At 73.3% G+C, this 16,140-nt stretch carries 18 protein-coding genes; 10 read left to right on the top strand and 8 right to left on the bottom strand.

From position 1 onward, the window contains the following. Positions 1-46 precede the first annotated feature (46 nt). Entirely contained in the window at positions 47-871 is an 825-nt protein-coding gene (locus tag CFP66_RS04330; protein ID WP_094920492.1) for a class I SAM-dependent methyltransferase, read from the top strand. A gap of 208 nt (positions 872-1,079) precedes the next feature. Next, positions 1,080-1,988, top strand: a complete 909-nt coding sequence (locus tag CFP66_RS04325) for a DMT family transporter (RefSeq protein ID WP_198961232.1) — start codon at positions 1,080-1,082, stop codon at positions 1,986-1,988. On the opposite strand, the gene CFP66_RS04320 is transcribed toward CFP66_RS04325, so the two are convergent. Together CFP66_RS04320 and CFP66_RS04315 are read right to left on the bottom strand one after the other, a co-directional pair. Then, positions 1,964-2,941 carry a DUF5914 domain-containing protein gene (locus CFP66_RS04320; protein ID WP_233159127.1) on the bottom strand — a complete coding sequence of 326 codons (978 nt, stop codon included), beginning with the start codon at positions 2,939-2,941 and terminating at the stop codon, positions 1,964-1,966. The genes CFP66_RS04325 and CFP66_RS04320 overlap by 25 nt on opposite strands. Before the next feature lie 129 nt (positions 2,942-3,070). Then, complete coding sequence (locus CFP66_RS04315; RefSeq protein ID WP_369804972.1) at positions 3,071-4,138, bottom strand: magnesium and cobalt transport protein CorA; 1,068 nt, start codon at positions 4,136-4,138, stop codon at positions 3,071-3,073. A 286-nt stretch (positions 4,139-4,424) separates the two neighbouring features. On the opposite strand from CFP66_RS04315, the gene CFP66_RS04310 reads away from it, so the two are divergent. After that, complete coding sequence (locus CFP66_RS04310) at positions 4,425-4,928, top strand: MaoC family dehydratase (RefSeq protein WP_094920487.1); 504 nt, start codon at positions 4,425-4,427, stop codon at positions 4,926-4,928. 1,613 nt (positions 4,929-6,541) lie between these two features. Here CFP66_RS04310 and CFP66_RS04305 read toward each other — a convergent pair. After that, on the bottom strand, positions 6,542-6,937 hold the full coding sequence (locus CFP66_RS04305) for an NUDIX hydrolase (protein WP_094920485.1): 396 nt from the start codon (positions 6,935-6,937) through the stop codon (positions 6,542-6,544). Positions 6,938-7,040: 103 nt separating this feature from the next. Here CFP66_RS04305 and CFP66_RS48430 point away from each other — a divergent pair, with 103 nt between their 5' ends. The 5 genes from CFP66_RS48430 to CFP66_RS04280 all read left to right on the top strand — a co-directional run bounded on the left by CFP66_RS48430 (position 7,041) and on the right by CFP66_RS04280 (position 9,863). Further along, a complete protein-coding gene (locus CFP66_RS48430) occupies positions 7,041-7,199 on the top strand; it encodes a hypothetical protein (protein WP_094921521.1) in 159 nt (52 codons plus the stop codon). A 3-nt stretch (positions 7,200-7,202) separates the two neighbouring features. Then, positions 7,203-7,739 (top strand): PH domain-containing protein, encoded by a 537-nt coding sequence (locus CFP66_RS04295; protein WP_094920484.1) that lies wholly within the window; start codon positions 7,203-7,205, stop codon positions 7,737-7,739. Positions 7,740-7,773: 34 nt separating this feature from the next. Further along, positions 7,774-8,646 (top strand): PHP domain-containing protein, encoded by an 873-nt coding sequence (locus CFP66_RS04290; RefSeq protein WP_094920482.1) that lies wholly within the window; start codon positions 7,774-7,776, stop codon positions 8,644-8,646. A gap of 90 nt (positions 8,647-8,736) precedes the next feature. Next, on the top strand, positions 8,737-9,582 hold the full coding sequence (locus tag CFP66_RS04285; RefSeq protein ID WP_094920480.1) for a PD-(D/E)XK nuclease family protein: 846 nt from the start codon (positions 8,737-8,739) through the stop codon (positions 9,580-9,582). Next, entirely contained in the window at positions 9,579-9,863 is a 285-nt protein-coding gene (locus tag CFP66_RS04280) for a hypothetical protein (RefSeq protein ID WP_143517110.1), read from the top strand. The genes CFP66_RS04285 and CFP66_RS04280 overlap by 4 nt, the downstream gene beginning before the upstream one ends. On the opposite strand, the gene CFP66_RS04275 is transcribed toward CFP66_RS04280, so the two are convergent. From CFP66_RS04275 to CFP66_RS04265, 3 genes are read right to left on the bottom strand one after another with little or no spacing between them, the layout of a single operon-like run. Next, complete coding sequence (locus tag CFP66_RS04275) at positions 9,826-10,626, bottom strand: oxygenase MpaB family protein (RefSeq protein WP_158228021.1); 801 nt, start codon at positions 10,624-10,626, stop codon at positions 9,826-9,828. The two genes, CFP66_RS04280 and CFP66_RS04275, sit on opposite strands and share 38 nt — an antisense overlap. A gap of 51 nt (positions 10,627-10,677) precedes the next feature. Further along, entirely contained in the window at positions 10,678-11,949 is a 1,272-nt protein-coding gene (locus CFP66_RS04270) for a PQQ-binding-like beta-propeller repeat protein (RefSeq protein ID WP_094920474.1), read from the bottom strand. Positions 11,950-11,969: 20 nt separating this feature from the next. Next, positions 11,970-13,820, bottom strand: coding sequence for a DEAD/DEAH box helicase (locus CFP66_RS04265; RefSeq protein WP_094920472.1), 1,851 nt, complete (start codon positions 13,818-13,820; stop codon positions 11,970-11,972). Positions 13,821-14,056: 236 nt separating this feature from the next. Here CFP66_RS04265 and CFP66_RS04260 point away from each other — a divergent pair, with 236 nt between their 5' ends. After that, positions 14,057-14,725 carry a ferritin-like fold-containing protein gene (locus CFP66_RS04260; protein WP_094920470.1) on the top strand — a complete coding sequence of 223 codons (669 nt, stop codon included), beginning with the start codon at positions 14,057-14,059 and terminating at the stop codon, positions 14,723-14,725. Positions 14,726-14,837: 112 nt separating this feature from the next. Then, entirely contained in the window at positions 14,838-15,065 is a 228-nt protein-coding gene (locus tag CFP66_RS04255) for a DUF3107 domain-containing protein (protein WP_094920469.1), read from the top strand. Between the two features lie 78 nt (positions 15,066-15,143). Here CFP66_RS04255 and CFP66_RS04250 read toward each other — a convergent pair whose 3' ends face one another. Together CFP66_RS04250 and CFP66_RS04245 are read right to left on the bottom strand one after the other, a co-directional pair. After that, positions 15,144-15,443 (bottom strand): DUF4873 domain-containing protein, encoded by a 300-nt coding sequence (locus tag CFP66_RS04250; protein WP_094920467.1) that lies wholly within the window; start codon positions 15,441-15,443, stop codon positions 15,144-15,146. Next, positions 15,436-16,113 (bottom strand): TetR family transcriptional regulator, encoded by a 678-nt coding sequence (locus tag CFP66_RS04245; RefSeq protein WP_233159126.1) that lies wholly within the window; start codon positions 16,111-16,113, stop codon positions 15,436-15,438. The genes CFP66_RS04250 and CFP66_RS04245 overlap by 8 nt, the downstream gene beginning before the upstream one ends. Between the last annotated feature and the right edge of the window lie 27 nt (positions 16,114-16,140).

The raw sequence follows: 16,140 nt of genomic DNA, 5'->3' as shown, positions 1-16,140 counted from the left end.
GATTCAGCGTACGGACCCGCGACGGGAAGGCCGCGGATGCGCCAGTATGCGGTGTGTGACTCCGTCGAAACCCGGGCCGATCGAGCGTGGCGGGGTGGCGCGCTCGTTCGATGCGCACGCCAGCAGTTACGACAAGCTCGTCGGGTCCAACCCGGGTTACCACGAGCACCTGCGGTTGTCGACCAAGCGGATGGGGCTGCCCGACCGCGGCGCCGGCCTGCGCCTGCTGGACATCGGGTGCGGCACCGGGGCGTCCACCGCGGCCCTGCTCGACGCCGCGCCGGAGGCCGACATCACCGCGGTCGACGCCTCCGCCGAGATGCTCGCGCAGGCGCAGCAGAAGACCTGGCCGCGGGGCGTCCGGTTCGTGCACGGCAACGCCGAGAACCTGGCGATGAGCGGCGTCGTCGGTCCCTTCGACGGGATCCTGGCCGCCTACCTGCTGCGCAACCTCGTGCACAAGGACGCCGCGTTGCGGCAGTTCCACCGCTTGCTGCGGCCCGGCGCGCCGATCGCGATCCACGAGTACTCGGTGCGCGACTCGCTGCGCAGCCGCGTCGTCTGGACCGCCGTCTGCTGGGGCGTGATCATCCCGATGGGTCGGCTGCGGGCCGGCTCCGGCGACCTCTACCGCTACCTGTGGCGCAGCACGCTGCGCTTCGACGGAGTCACGGCGCTCACGGAGCGCCTGGCTTCCGCCGGGTTCGAGGACCTGCGGGTGCAGACCGTCCCCGGCTGGCAGCAGCACATCGTGCACACGTTCCTCGGCAGGCGCCCCGCCGACGCGGCTCCGACGATCGACCCGGAGGCGAGCACCCCGGCAGAGGGCATCGACATGACGAAGAGGCCGCCGAGTCCCGGAGCCGCATGACGAACGGCCCTTCGCCGGGACGAAAGGGCCGTTCGTCGGGATGGGTGCGGGCGTAGGGTTGCCGCGTGCACCGGATGTTCCCGATCACCCCTCCGCCCCGCTCCTAGCGGGGCCGTCTCCCTCGCCGCCCGTTCGCCGGGCGGATCCCCGGCCGTGATCGGCCCCGCTTCCGCGACCCCTTTCCTCCGTCGCAGGAGCGCGTCCACCCGTGTCCATCATTCGCACCCACCCCTCTTCCGGGGTGTCCTTCCTCGTCCTCGCCGGCGTCCTCTGGGGGAGCGGCGGCCTGCTCGGCCGCCTCTTCGGCGACGCCGCCGACCTGTCCTCGCTCGCCGTCGCCGCCTACCGGCTCGCCGTCGGAGGCTTGCTGATCCTCGTCTACCTGCTCGTCAAGGGCGTGGTGTTGCCGCGCGGCAGGGCTGCATGGGCCCGCGTCACCGCGACCGGTGTGCTGGCCGCGCTCTTCCAGGTCGCCTACTTCACCGCGGTGTCGATGACCTCGGTGAGCGTGGCCACGCTCGTGACGATCGGCTCGTCGCCGGTGCTCGTGCTCCTGGCGCGCCCACGCAGCGCCGACCGCCGCCGGCTGCTCGCCGTCGGGCTGGCGTTGCTCGGACTCGTGCTGCTCGTCGGGGTGTCGACGGACGGCGGGCCGACGACCGGCGCGATCGTCGCCGGCACGGTGTGCGCCCTGGTCGCCGCCGCGGGCTTCACAGCGGTGTCGCTGCTCGGCGCGCGGCCCGTCCCCGGGCTCGACCCCGTGACGACCACCGGAGCGGCGTTCACGCTCGGCGGCGCGCTCCTGCTGCCGCTGGCGGCAGGCACGTCCGGCGTGGCGTTCGCCCCGGCACCGGCCCCGGTGGGGCTGCTGCTCGCGTTCGGCCTCGTGCCGACGGCCGTGGCGTACACCTGCTACTTCCGCGGCCTGCACCGCGCGCCCGCCGGCGTCGGTGTGCTGATGGCGCTGCTCGAGCCGCTGACCGCGGCAGTGCTCGCCGCGTTGCTGCTCGGGGAGCGGCTGGGGCCGTCCGGGATCGCGGGCGGGCTGCTCCTCGGGGTCGCGCTGGTGCTGACCGCCCGCGGCGAGCGGGGTCAGGCGCGGGCGCGCAGGGCGTAGCGGCGCTCGGCGTAGGCGATGTCGTCGCGCCAGAGGCGCCGCGCGGTCACCCCCATGAGCGGCCGCAGGGCGCCGGCGACGCGCCGCGCGTGCACGAAGCCCGGACGGTCGGAGTGGGCCACCACCGCCTCGATCACGGCCGTGCGGGGCAGGCCGTCCTGGCCGGGCCGCAGGGGTGTCGCATGCGTCTCGACCACCGAGCCGACGCCCTCGCCGTCGACGATCTCCATGGTGACCGTGCGGGCGTCGGGGCAGCTGAACTCGGCGCGCACGGGCACCCCGAACCGGGACCCGACGGTGAACGTCACCTCGACGAGGAACCGGTCCTCGGCGGGCGGGCAGTCGACCGGCGGTGCGCTGAGCACGCGCAGCGCGGCGAAGGAGTAGGGGTGCAGCCATGCGCCGTGCCACGGGTCGAGCCGGTTGGCGATGACGTCCTCGGGCTCGCAGCGGCCGATGACGGTGGCGACGGCGGCGACGCTGCGGTCGACGGGCGGTCGTGGGCCGAGCACGGGGACGTCCGCGGCCGGCGTGTCGAGTCGGACCCATGCCAGGACGCCGTCGTCGTACGCCGGCAGCGTGCGCCAGCCGGGCCGCCCGTCCGGACCGAGCGCGAGCCCGTGCCAGCGGCACACGAGATGCCCGTCGTGGACGGGCGCGTCGCACAGGGCGGCGCCCAGGTGCGGGCACGCGCCCGGGCCGACGTGCAGCCCGCCGGATCCGTCCCGCCACGCCACGAGCTCGCGACCGGCGACGACGCGACCGAACGCCCGGCCCGGGCGGACCTCGCGGCTGCCGGCGAGTACGTACCACCCGCCGGCGGACCGCTCCTCCGCCCGCCGCAGCGCAGCTCGGATCAGCCCCGGCTTCGCGTCGGCCCACGTCGGCTGCTGCTCGGCCCAGCGCGGCCGGTGCAGCAGCCGCAGCGGGTTGAGCGCGCGGCGCTGGTTCACCCGTGCCAGGTTAGAACCGCAGCGCCCCCGCCGCCCGCCAGCGCGACTCGCCCACACCCGGACCCCGACTCGCGGGGGCGGGGGTGCGCCCTTCCCGCGAGTCGGGGCCTGGGTGTGGGCGAGTCGCGGTCAGAGCCACTCGTTGCTGCGGAACACCCGGAACAGGGCCAGACACGTGGCGACGATCGCGATGAGCGTCAGCGGGTAGCCGATCGGCGAGTGCAGTCCGGGCATCTCGTCGAAGTTCATCCCGTAGAGCCCGGCGATCATCGTGGGCACCGAGATGATCGCGACGTAGGCGGTGATCTTGCGCATGTCGCTGTTCTGCCGCAGCGTGATCTTGGCCAGTGCGGCGTCGATCAGCGTGGTGAGCAGCTCGTTGAACCCGGCGATCCGCTCGGTGACGGTGACGAGGTGGTCGTCGACGTCGCGGAAGTAGGAGCGCACGTCGTGCGGCACGAGCGAGCTGTACCCCTCGGTGAGCTTGCGCACCGGCGCCCCCAGCGGGACGACGGCGCGCCGCAGCTCCAGCACCTCGCGCTTGAGGACGTAGATCTGCTCGGAGTCGACGCTCGACCGCGGGGCGAAGACCCGCGTCTCCATCTCCTCGATGTCGTCCTCGATGGCTGCGGTGACGTCGAGGTAGCTGTCGACGACGTGGTCGGCGATGGCGTGCAGCACGGCCGCGGGTCCGAGCGCGAGCTGCTCCGGGTCGGCCTCCAGGGCGCGGCGCACGTGCCGCAGCGACGAGTGGTCGCCGTGCCGAACGGTGATCACGAAATCGGGGCCGAGGAACACCATGATCTCGCCGGTCTCGACGATCTCGTGCTCCGCGCTCGGGTCGGGCTGCCCGCGGTAACAGACGGTCTTGAGCACCATGAACAGCATGTCGTCGTAGCGCTCGAGCTTCGGGCGCTGGTGGGCCTGCACGGCGTCCTCGACGGCGAGCTCGTGGAGGCCGAAGACGTCGGCGATGCCCGTGATCTGCGCTTCGGCGGGCTCGTGCAGGCCGATCCAGACGAAGGCGTTGTCGCGGCCGTGGACCTCGGCGAGGGCCTCCTCGTGCGACCAGTGCCCGGGGAGGCGTTCGCCGTCGACGTACACGGCGCAGTCGACGACGTAGGCCGAGATCGGGACGCGCAGCGTGTTCGACAGGACGGTGTCGCGGCTGCGCAGCGACGGGCGGTGGGCGCGGATGACGGGCCGGAGGGCGGACAGGGGCGGCACGGCGTACCTCCGAGAGTTCGATCGGGACGGCACCGAGCAGAGCTCGTGGCGCGTGTGGAAACTCGCGTCCCGACCGGGGAGATCAGCCGATCGCCGTGTCGGGAACGCGGCGACTACTACATCCGGGTGACTTCTGCACCGCGCTCACCTCCTCCGGGGTGTGTGCAGGGCCATGTCCGCACAGCGCGGCCACGACCGGTCCAACGGCTAGATTACCCCCAACCTGCTCCGTTCATCGGCGAGGGAGGCGGCAGCGTTGCAGTTCGGGCGGTACTACGAGGAGTTCGAGGTCGGTGCGGTCTACAAACACTGGCCCGGTAAGACGGTCACCGAGTACGACGACCACTTGTTCTGCCTGCTCACGATGAATCACCATCCGCTGCACCTCGATGCGCACTACGCGGGTGAGACCACCGACTTCGGGCGCAACGTGGTGGTGGGCAACTACGTCTACTCGTTGCTGCTGGGCATGTCCGTGCCCGACGTCTCGGGCAAGGCCATCGCCAACCTCGAGGTCGAGTCCCTCAAGCACGTGAAGCCGACGTTCCACGGCGACACGATCTACGGCGAGACCGAGGTGCTGGACAAGACCGAGTCGCGCTCCAAGGACGACCGGGGCGTCGTGCAGGTGGAGACCCGCGGCTACAACCAGGACGGCACGGTGGTGTGCACCTTCCGCCGCAAGGTGATGGTGCCCAAACGCTCCTACGGGGAGGCCCGCGGCGGCGAGCAGCCGGCCCGCCCGGAGCCGAAGATCTAGGCCGCCCCCCGGTTATGCCGCGGTGGCCACGAAGGTTCTCCGGGTCATGCAGCGCTCGGCCCCCGACCACCCCGCCGAGGCGCCCCTTCTCCGCCCCGTCGATGGCGCGAATCAGGGGGCGTGACCGCTGCGCGATCACCCTCGACCGGCGCCCCCGCGGCCTGCCGGCGCCCCGCGCGCGGCCCGCCGCCGTCCCCCCGCGGCTGCCGGCGTCCCCGTGGCCCTGCCTCGTAGCCCGGGTTGCGGTGGGCGCGCCGTCCCCGGCTCGATACTTCCTGCCCCACGACGCATCGAGGTCTCACTCGCAGTGGGTCCGGGGCCGAGTTCGACCTCCGCGCCGAGGGCGGCCGGGTTGGGCACAACCCACGAATATCGTGGTCGTTCGGGCGGCCGTTCCCGGCGCGGGCCCAGGCCTGTCCACGACGAGTCCGTCGCGGCCGCGTGCCACTCGACTGGCTGTGGTGCCGTTCCTGAACTCTCCGGAAACGGCTTTGATCAGCGGGCCGGGGACATGAGCCGCACCCCTGCAGCAAATGTCCCGATCCCGCCGATCATGAGAGGTGGACGCGTCTCGAGCCTGCCCGTTGATCACGGGTAAGGGGTGGATCGGGACCACCGCAAGGTGCGCGAGGAGGGTGAACACGCCTACGAACTGCCTGATGATCATCGGTTGGGGGTCGAGCGGGACCACCGCAAGGTGCGCGAGCACTTACCAGGGGCGGGCTCGTCCAGGACAGGCCTGGGCCCGCGCCGGGGACGACCGCCCACCCAGCCACGATATTCGGCAGTTCTGCCAACCCGGCCACCCCGCCGACGGGCAGGAGCAGGGGGAACCCGGCCGACTGCGCCGAAGACCAGGGCCGGGGTGTGAGGCAGTGGTCGCGAGCCGGGAACGGCGCGCCCACAGGAGATTCCACGACGACGTAGACGTGAGAGGGGTTGGATCTTCCTCCAACCCCGCTCACGTCTACGTGGTCGTGCAACGGGCGCGGAACGCGGAACCTGGACGGCCACGTCCGCCATGAGCGAGACCTCAGCGGGGTTTGATCTCCAGCAGATCCTGCTCACGTCTCATTGATCATGCAACGGGCACGTTCCGGAACGCGAGGTGGCCATGATCAGCGGAAATGGTGCGAGGGCGACAGATCGAGCGTGTGGCCGGCTCGGGCGTCGGATGCCCGGTGGTGATCGCTGCGAGAAGCACCTGACGTCGCCGCGGCAGCACTCACGCACTGCTCGGACTGATCACCTGGCTGGATCGCTCCGACATGTACGCGACTGTCGCAGCGACCGCACGCAGGTACTGCTCGGATCGATCACCTGGCTGGATCGCTCCGACAAGTACGCGACTGTCGCCGCGCCCGTACCCAGGTACTGATCGGATCGATCACCGCGGCCCGCGGCGCGGACCTGGCCGATTCGGCAACCGGCTCGATCTGATACCCCCACGCCACTCCTGGCGATCATGACGGCCGGACCGCCTGCGAGAAGTACGTGGGCGCGGCCGCGGGAGCCGTCGCGTGCGGCTCGCACCCGGCGCCCTCGCCTGATCCACACCGGGCCTATGTGATCAACACGACAGGTTGCGAAAGGGCGAGACCGGTGTGACGGGGTCAGCGGGGGAGCGCGGCCCACTCGCGCAGCGTCTCCCACAGTTCGGGGACGAGGGGAAGCTGTGCCAGCGTCGGCGCGTCGCACCACCGCGCGTCGAGCGCGTCGTCCCCGGCGCGGAGCCGGCCGCCGAGGACCCTGCAGTGGTAGTCGGCGATGTCGTAGGCGCCGCGCCGGACGCGCCCGACCAGCGCACCCGGCTCGACCACGAGGCCGGTCTCCTCGGCCATCTCCCGTACCAACGCCGCCGCGTCGTCCTCGCCCTCCTCGACGCGGCCACCGGGCAGCGACCAGAGTCCGCGGCCGGGCTCGTTGGCCCGTCGGACGAGCAACAGGCGTCCCACCTGGTCGTAGGTCAGTGCCCCCACACAGGGGACGACACGCTCACTCTCGGTCATCGATTGTGACCATACGGGCCCGCGTGCCGGATACCCTGGACACGGCCAGTGCGGTAGAAATCAGGTGCACGGGTCTGATGTCACGTCCAGAACGGTGGTTGTGGTGAACGTCAAGAAGATCGTCGGGGTGCTCGCGATCGCGCTGCTCCTCTGGTTCGTCTTCACTCAGCCCGACAGCGCCGCCGGATCGATGCAGAGCATCGGAACCACCCTCCGCGACGGCGCCGACTCCGTCATCCGCTTCTTCACCCAACTCGTCTAGGCCGTGCTCGCCCCCCGCGAGATCGACGAGTACCTGCTCCCCACGGAGCGGCGGGTCATCCGCGTGCGGCAGCACTGGGCCGTGATGCTCAACCACGTCACGTCCACGGCGTTGTTCCTGCTGGTGGTCGTGATCAGCGAGCGGCTGCTGCCGGACAGCGTGTTGATCGACAACCTCGCCTTCTACCTGGCGCTCGTTGCGGTGCTGCGGTTCACGGTGCTCACGATCCTGTGGTGGATCGAGCGCATCGTCATCACCGACAAGCGGGTGATGCTGGCGCAGGGCATCATCACGCACAACGTCGGGATGATGCCGCTGGGCAAGGTCACCGACCTCACGTTCCGGCGTTCCCTGTCCGGGCGCCTGTTCGGCTACGGCACCATCGTCGTGGAGTCGGCAGGCCAGATCCAGGCGCTCAACCGGATCGACTACCTGCCTCGGCCCGAGGAGATCTACGAGGCGCTCTCCGAGCTGGTGTTCGGGGAGAAGGGAAAGACGCGCGCCACCGGCATGCTGGCGCGCCCGCGGTGGCGCCGCTGAGCAGGCTGCCGTCCACCCGGGGTTAACCTCAGGCGTGCCCCGCCCCCGCATCGACCTGCACACCCACTCCACCGCGTCGGACGGCACGGACGGCCCGGCCGAGCTCGTCGCGGTCGCCGCGGCCGCCGGGGTCGACGTCCTGGCGATCACCGACCACGACACCACGGCCGGCTGGGCCGCGGCCGCCGCGGCCCTGCCCACGGGAATGCGCCTCGTGCGAGGCGCGGAGTTCTCCTGCGTCAGCCCCACCGGGCGGGGCGACCGCGACGTGGCGGTGCACCTGCTGGGCTACCAGTTCGATCCCGCCCACCCCGCGATCGCGGCCGAGCAGGCGCGGCTGCGCGGCGAGCGGGTGGAGCGGCTGCACCGGATGACCGAGAAGATGGCCGCCGACGGCTACCCGGTCGACTCCGACGCCGTGTTCGCGCAGCTCCCGCCGGGCGCCAGCGCCGGACGGCCGCACCTGGCGCAGGCCCTCGTCGCCGCGGGCGTGGTCGGGTCGGTCACCGAGGCCTTCGCCACGCTGCTGTACAACGGCAGCCCCTACTACGTGCCGAAATGCGACACCCCGGTGCGCGAGGCCATCGCGATGGTCCGCGCCGCCGGCGGGGTCGCCGTGTTCGCGCATCCCTTCGCCCGCAAGCGGGGCCGGATCGTGGAGCCGTCGGTCATCGCCGAGCTGGCCGCGGCCGGCCTCACCGGTGTGGAGGTCGACCACCCCGACCACGCGCCGGAGGACCGAGAGCTGCTGCGCGCGCTCGCCACCGAGACCGGCCTGGTGGTCACGGGCTCGAGCGACTACCACGGCACGAACAAGACCACCCCGATCGCGGCCGAGACGACTGCGGCCGAGTCGCTGGAGCGGCTGCTCGAGGAGGCCACCGGCGTCGAGCTCCTCGGTGTTTGATTGCCTCCGCTTCGTTCCGGCGGGCGTGCGGGCCGAGCCGGATTGCCGCGTACACCGGGGGCGAGGGGCGGGCGGGTGGCGGATACCGTCGTGGACGTGGATGGCGGCACGCAGCTCGGGTTCGACTTCCCGACCACCCGGCTCGTGCGGGTCACCCCGTCCAAGCTCGCCACGTGGGACGACTGCCCGCGTCGCTACCGGCTCACCTACCTGGACCGGCCGTCCCCGTCGCGGGGAGGTGCGCGGGCGGGCAGCACGCTCGGGGCCGTGGTGCACCTGGCTCTGAGGGCGTTGTTCGACCTCCCGCCCGCGGGCCGCACGCAGCGGGCGGCGTCGGCGCTCGTGGACCGGTACTGGCACAGCGATGGCTTCCGCGATGCCGCGCAGGCCGACGTGTACCGGGAGCGGGCCCGCGGCTGGCTGGCCGAGTACGCCGCGGAGCTCGACCCGGACGCCGAGGCCGTCGGCCTGGAGCGCTGGGTCTCGGTCGCCACGGAGCGGATCGTCGCGGAAGGGCGGGCGGACCGCATCGACCGCCGGGGGGACGAGCTCGTCGTCGTCGACTACAAGACCGGGCGCCGCCGTCCCACCGCCGAGGACACCGGCGCGTCCCAGGCGCTGGCGCTGTACGCCGTGGCCGCCGAGCGGACGCTGCGCCGCAGGTGCACGCAGGTGGAGCTGCACCACCTGCCCAGCGGCGAGGTGGCGGCGTGGCAGCACGACCCGGCGTCCCTGCAGGCGCACGTCCAGCGGGCGGAGGCCACGGCGCAGGAGCTCGACTCAGCCGCCGGCGCGCTCGCCGCGGGCGGCGCCGCCGACCCGCTCTTCCCCGCCCGTCCCGCTCCCCGCTGCGGGCATTGCGAGGTGCGCCGCCACTGCCCGCCCGGCCGCGCAGCCGCGCCCGAGGAATCGCCGTGGGCCGGGCTCGCGCCATGACAGAGGCTCGCGCCGTCCGGCTGCTCCGCGGCTTGTCCGGGCTCCTCGCCGGCGGTCTCGTGGCGCTCGTGCTGGCACTCGTCGGCGCGTGGTTCCTCGCGGAGCAGCTCGCGGTCCCCGGGCCCACCGGGTGGACGATCGCCGCGCACGCCGTCGCCGCGGTCGTGGCCGTGCTCGCTCAGATCTGGGCGGACCGCCGCCGCAACGGTGCCGCGGTGCTCGCCGCGCTCGGCGTCGTGCTCGTCACCGCGGTGGTCCTGGCCGTCCAGTGGCTCGCCTGACGGCCAGCATGCCCGCGCGCAGCGCCGCGAGACCCGCGGTGGTCGCGAGGTCCTCCCCGGGCACCCGAGGGAGACCGTAGAGCCGCTTCGCCCACCCCGGCATCATCCCGATCGCGACGGCTGCCACCACCGTCCAGGCCGGGCGCGCCGGGGTGAGCAGGGCGACGCGCAGCGGCATCGGGGCCAGCAGCAGTCGCCGCGCGGCCCTGTGCGCCGCCGCGCTCGCCGTCAGCTCGGGTCGGACGGCCGCGAAGTAGGCGTCCACCTCGGTGCGGCTGCGCGGCAGGTCGGTGGCACCGAGCAGGGCGCCGGCCCGCACCTGCTCGGCGAGGAACCGGTCCTCCTCGACGGAGTCGATCAGTCCCAGCCGCCGCACCGCCGCGGAGAACGAGCTCACCTCCGTGACGTGCACCCAGCGCAGCAGGTCCGGGTCGTCGGCCGAGTAGGCCTGCCCGGTCACCGCGTCCACGCCGCGTACGCGCCGGTGGATCGCCCGGACCCGGGCCGCGGCCCGGTCGGCCGTGGCGGTCTCGGCGAACGCGAGCGTGGTGACGTACCCCGCCGTGCGCTGCAACCGGGGCCAGAAGTCGTCGGGGAACGAGGAGTGCTGGTCGACGCCCGCCATCGCGCGCGGGTGCAGAGCTTGCAGGAACAGGGCGCTGATGCCGCCGATCAGGGCGGCCGGGTCGCCGATGACGCGGCGGGTGGCGCTGCCGGGCGGGAAGAGTCCCTGTGCGGCGGAAGACGGAGGTGTGGTGCTCACGAGGACAGGTTCACCCGGTCGGGCCGGATCGGCGAATCGATCTCCGATACGTCACGCGGGGTGCAGGGCGACGACCTCGGCGCCGCGCTGCTCGAGCAGCACCTCGCCGAGCGCGGCGAGCCGGACCGGACCGTCGGGCCGGGCGACCGGGATCGTGCGTTGCACGGTGCCGGTGGCGGCGTCGAGGACGAGCAGCCCGCCCGGTACCGGCGCGAGGAGCCCACCGCCGTACGCCACGGCCGGGCCGAGCGTGGCGGGGACCGCCCAGATCGGGGTGAGCTCCCGGCCGTCGAGGGCGATCGTGCGTGAGCCGGTCCACCAGGAGAACCGCTCGCCGTCGGTCTCCACCGCCGCCGCCCCGCCGGGCGGATCGGTGATGTCGGCGTCCGGGACGTCCAGCGGGTGCTCGCCCACTTGCTTCCCGGCGACGTCGAACAGCAGGAGCCGTGCCGGGCCGGGCAGCGCCACGGCGACGCGTTCGGCCGATACCGCCACCAGCACCGCGCCGGTGCCGGGCAGGAGGACGGAGAACCCCTCCTCCGGTTCCTCGGCGCCGTCGTCGCCGTCCGGGGCGAGGACCGTCAAGCGGTCGGTGGCCTCGTCCGGGCAGCGCTCGACCAGACCGAGGCGGTCGGAGCCGATCGCCGTGGAGGCGTGCGTGCACTGCGGGCGTGGCTGCTGGTCGGGCTGCGCCGCCGCCGGGACGGCGCCGTACTCGAGGGTCTTGACCAGGTCGCTGCGCAGAACCTCGAGGTAGTCGTGGCCGGTGGCGACGACGGAGGAGCCGGATGCGAGCAGCCGGGTGCCCGAATGGGCGTCCGGGTTGGCGGCACCGGCACGCGCGCCGGTGTCGGGACGTAGCGCGGTGAGCTCGCTGCAGTAGCCGGAGCCGCCGCTGTACAGCGCCAGCACGCGGCCGACGCCCTCGTTCGCGCGCGGGAACCCGGGCGCAACCGTGCACAGCGTCCGGTCGCGTTCGTAGGTCCAGCGCTCCTCGCCGGTGGCGGCGTCTCGTCCGACGACCCGGGAGCCGTCGGCGGTGACGACGGCGGGTGTCGCCACGGCCGGGACGACGGTGGCGCCGCTGGGCGCGCGCCATCCCTCGGTGAAGGCCACCGGCACACCCGCCGCGGGCGGCGGGGGCGCGATCGGAGCGCTCGCGGGCCGCGACGTCGCGGCGACCACATCGCTCGTGCCCCACAGCACGACGGCGGCCCCGACGAGCAGGGCCGTGAGCGCCGCCGCGACGACGAGGTCGCTGCGGCGGCGCCGTTCGGGCCGGAGCCGCGCCGGGCGCGGGCGCGCGTCGGTGTCAGGAGCCATCCCCGGCCTGCCGCGCGAGCTCAGCTCGCGGCGGCGTCCGTGGCCTGCGACTCGACGTCGGACTCGCCGGCGGAGCGGCGGCGGGCGCCTCCACGACGGCGGCGGCGACGCGGCCGGCTGCTCTCGGAGCCCGCGTCGGCGTCCGGACCAGCGGTGGAGCCGGTGCTGACGTCGGCGGCGGTGTCGCCGGTTGCCGCGGGAGCCTCCGCGGCCGGCTGGTCGGAACCCCCGACCGTCACGCCCGCGCGGCTGCGCGTGCGGGCCCGTGAGCGGGGACGACGCGCGGGTGCGACGTCCTCCTCCTGGTTGCGGCGGCCGCTCGGCTTGTCGCGCTTGCGCTTGCTGCCGTTGTCACCCTCGGTGTCGACGTATTCCGCCTCGAGGCCGGCACGGGTGCGCTTGGAGCGTGGCAGCCGGCCGGTGGCGGTGGTCGGGATGTCGAGGTCGGTGTAGAGGTGGTCGGACGTCGAGTACGTCTCCGGAGCCTCCGGCATGTCGAGCCCGAGGTCATCGCTGATCGACTTCCAGCGGTGGAGCTCGTCCCAGTCGACGAGGGTGACGGCCACGCCCTCCTTGCCGGCACGGCCGGTGCGGCCGATCCGGTGGATGTAGGTCTTCGAGTCCTCGGGGCACTGGTAGTTGACGACGTGCGTGACGTCGGTGACGTCGATGCCGCGGGCGGCGACGTCGGTGGCGACGAGCACGTCGACCTTGCCGGAGCGGAACGCGCGCAGCGCCTGCTCGCGGGCGCCCTGGCCGAGGTCGCCGTGCACGGCGGCGGCCGCGAAGCCGCGGTCGGCCAGGTCGTCGGCCACCCGCTGCACCGTGCGCTTGGTACGCGCGAAGATCATCGTGAGGCCGCGCTCGTCGGCCTGCAACACGCGGGCGAGCAGCTCGACCTTGTCCATCGCGTGCGCGCGGTAGACCAGCTGGCGGGTGCGCTCGTGCACGGAGCCCTGGTCGGCTTCCTCGGCCCGGATGTGCGTGGGACGGTGCAGGAAGGCGCGCGACAGCGCGATGATCGGGCCGGGCATCGTGGCCGAGAACAGCATCGTGTGCCGCTTCTCGGGCAGCATGCGCATGATGCGCTCGACGTCGGGCAGGAAGCCGAGGTCGAGCATCTCGTCGGCCTCGTCCAGCACGAGGGCCTGCACGCGACCGAGCACCAGGTGGCGCTGCTCGGCGAGGTCGAGCAGGCGGCCGGGGGTGCCCACGACCACGTCGACGCCCTTGCGCAGGGCGGCGAGCTGCGGCTCGTAGGCGCGACCGCCGTAGATGGCGGTGACCCGCACGCCGAGGTGCTTCCCGGCGTCGGCGATGTCCTTGGCGACCTGCACGCACAGCTCGCGCGTGGGCACCACGACGAGCGCCTGCGGGACGTCCTTGGCACGGTCGGCGGCCTCGCCGTGGGAATCGGCCGCCGGCTGCTCGGACGGCGGGACGACGCGCTGCAGCAGCGGCACGCCGAAGCCGAGCGTCTTGCCCATGCCGGTGCGGGCCTGGCCGATCACGTCCTCGCCGGCGAGCGCCAGCGGGAGGGTGAGCTCCTGGATCGCGAACGTGCGCTCGATGCCGGCCTCGGCGAGCGCCTTGACGATCTCGGGCCGGACGCCGAGCTCGGCGAAGGTGGGGGACTCGGCCTTGACTGGGGCTCCGGCTGTGAGGGGATGCGCCTCGACGACCTCGTCGGTCGGGTCGGCGGTGGGGGGATTCTCGATGGCGGTGTCCTCGACGGGGATGTCGTTCACCGCTTCGCTCTCGACGGACAGGTTGATCGCCTCTCTCCGCGCACAGGAGCCCGGGGCCGGCTCGTCGACCACCGGCGCGGACGCGCTCGGGTGGGAGAGCAGGCAAGGCGCTGCACGCACCATGTCGTTGCGGCTCCGGACGCGTTCCCGTGTGTCGGGACCACGGGCCGGCGACCGCGGGTGAGCGCGCGCCCCAAGTGGGCACTGCGCTGCCGCACATCCTACCGGTTTCCGCTGCAGGCAACAGTCCGGCACGCCCGTCGCGGGCGTGAAGTGCGCCTCCGCGCCGCCTGCGGCCCCCGGGATCGCGATAGATCGTGAGATCCGTCACCCGCCCCACCTCGACTAGGCTCGCGCGCATGGAGACTGCGCAGGCGGCGGACCCTGCCGGAGCGGACCGGGCCACCGTCGACCTGCTCGGCGTGCTCGCCTACGGGGAGCTGTCGGCGTTCGACCGGCTGGCCGAGGACGCGCGCCACGCGCCCACGCTCGGTGGCCGCGCGGCGCTCTCGGCCATGGCCGCGGCCGAGATCGGGCATTTCCGGATGCTCGAGGAGCACCTGCTCGGGCTCGGCGTGCCGATCGAGGATGCGATGCTGCCGTTCGTGGCGCAGTGGGACGCCTACCACTCCTCCACGGCGCCGCGCAGCTGGCTGGAGTCGTTGGTGAAGGCCTACCTCGGCGACGGTCTCGCCGCCGACTTCTACCGCGAGATCGGCGGGTGGCTGCCGGGGCCCACCGGGGCACTGGTGCAGCAGGTGCTGGCCGACACCGGGCACAGCGCCTTCGCCGAGCGCGAGGTGAAGGCCGCGTGCGCGAGCGGCAGGCAGGTGCACGACCGGCTCGCGCTGTGGGGGCGGCGGCTGCTCGGCGAGGCCGTCACCCAGGCCCAGCACATCGTGGCCGAGCGCGACGAGCTCGCGGAGTTCATCGTGTCGGGTTCCGGCGACCTCTCGGGTATCGCAGCGCTGCTGCGGCGGCTGCAGTCCAACCACGGCAAGCGGATGGCCCGGCTCGGGCTCAACTGAGCGGCGGCTCCGGAGTTCGCCCAGGGCGGAGCGCCCGCGCCCTCGCGGCGCCCGTTGCTCGACTAGCCTGGGCCGCGCACCCCAGCAACCAGCTCGACCAGGAGGTCCACCGGTGGAGGTCAAGATCGGCATCGCGGAGAGCGCGCGCGAGCTCGTGGTGTCCAGCGACCAGACGCCGGACGAGGTCCAGGCGTTGGTCGACGACGCGATCAAGGATGCGGACGGGCTGCTGCGCCTCGTCGACGACAAGGGCCGGCGCTACCTCGTGCGGGCCGCTCAGATCGCTTACGTGGAGATCGCCCCGGCCGCCGCGGGCCGCGTCGGCTTCGCCATCGGCTGACCCTGCGGCTCCGCCGCCCGTGAGTGGATACGAGTGCTCCAGCACCCGTATCCACTCACGGCCGGTGCCTGTGGCGCGTCACTCCTCGAGGTCGGGTTCGTCCAGCCGGAACGGCGGCGTGCCGATTCCCGTGACGCGGTAGCGGCCCCAGGGGTCGACGTCGCCGAGGCGGGCCCGAGCGCGCCCGCTCGGCGTCGCCAGCTCGACGCGCGTGCCGGCGAGATCCGGCGCCGCGCCCTCGGGACGGATCCGCCCGAACCAGTGCAACCGGCCGTCGTGGGGTTCGTGCCGGGAGTCCAGCCTTGCCTGCACGGGAACGTCCCGCCCGTCGACGGTGAGGACGGCCGGGCCGGTGTAGCCCTCGTCGTGGTCATCCACGGTCGGGCTCCGGGAGAACGAGCGGGCCGGGAGCGGCGTCGGCCATCGCGAGGACGCCCGAGATCCCGCCCCAGATGATCGTGGTCAGGTAGTCGGTGAGCGCGGCGCGGGTCATCGTGCGCCGCTCCAACCACCAGTCCCCGGCGCTCTGCACCATGCCGACGAGCCCCTGCGCCCAGGCCTCCGCCCCGCCGGAGTCGAGGCCGAGCGCGCGCAGCCGCTCACCGATGATCGTGGCGAGCATGCGGGCGATCTGCTCGCGGGCGTCCTCGACGATCTCGGCGCCCGGCGCGCGTTCGACCGGGTGGTGCACGACGAACCGCCACAGCTGTGGTTCGTCCTCGATGCCGGCGAGGAACGCGTCGACCACTCCGCGGATGAGTTGCGCGGGCTCGCGGTCCGGGTCGATCTCCGGGGCCATCCGGCCCAGCAGCATCTGCGCCGCCTGCTCGCCGACCGCGCGCTGCAGGTCGGCGCGATCGGTGAAATGCCGGTACAGCACGGGCTTGGTGATGCCCGCCGCAGCCGCGATCTCCGCGACGGAGACGCCCGGGCCATGGGTGCGCACGGCCTCGATGGCGGCCTGCACCATCTCGGCGCGGCGCTCGGCCCGACGCTGCTGGCGGTCGGCCGGAGTGGCCGCCTTGACACGGGGCTCGTCGCGAGGCACGGTACCAGTGGTAACAGTTACCGCCGG

It is taken from the genome of Pseudonocardia sp. MH-G8 (genome assembly GCF_002262885.1).
Classification (GTDB): domain Bacteria; phylum Actinomycetota; class Actinomycetes; order Mycobacteriales; family Pseudonocardiaceae; genus Pseudonocardia.
Note: the sequence above shows the minus strand (reverse complement) of the source record. Positions and strands in the feature narration are given on the sequence as shown.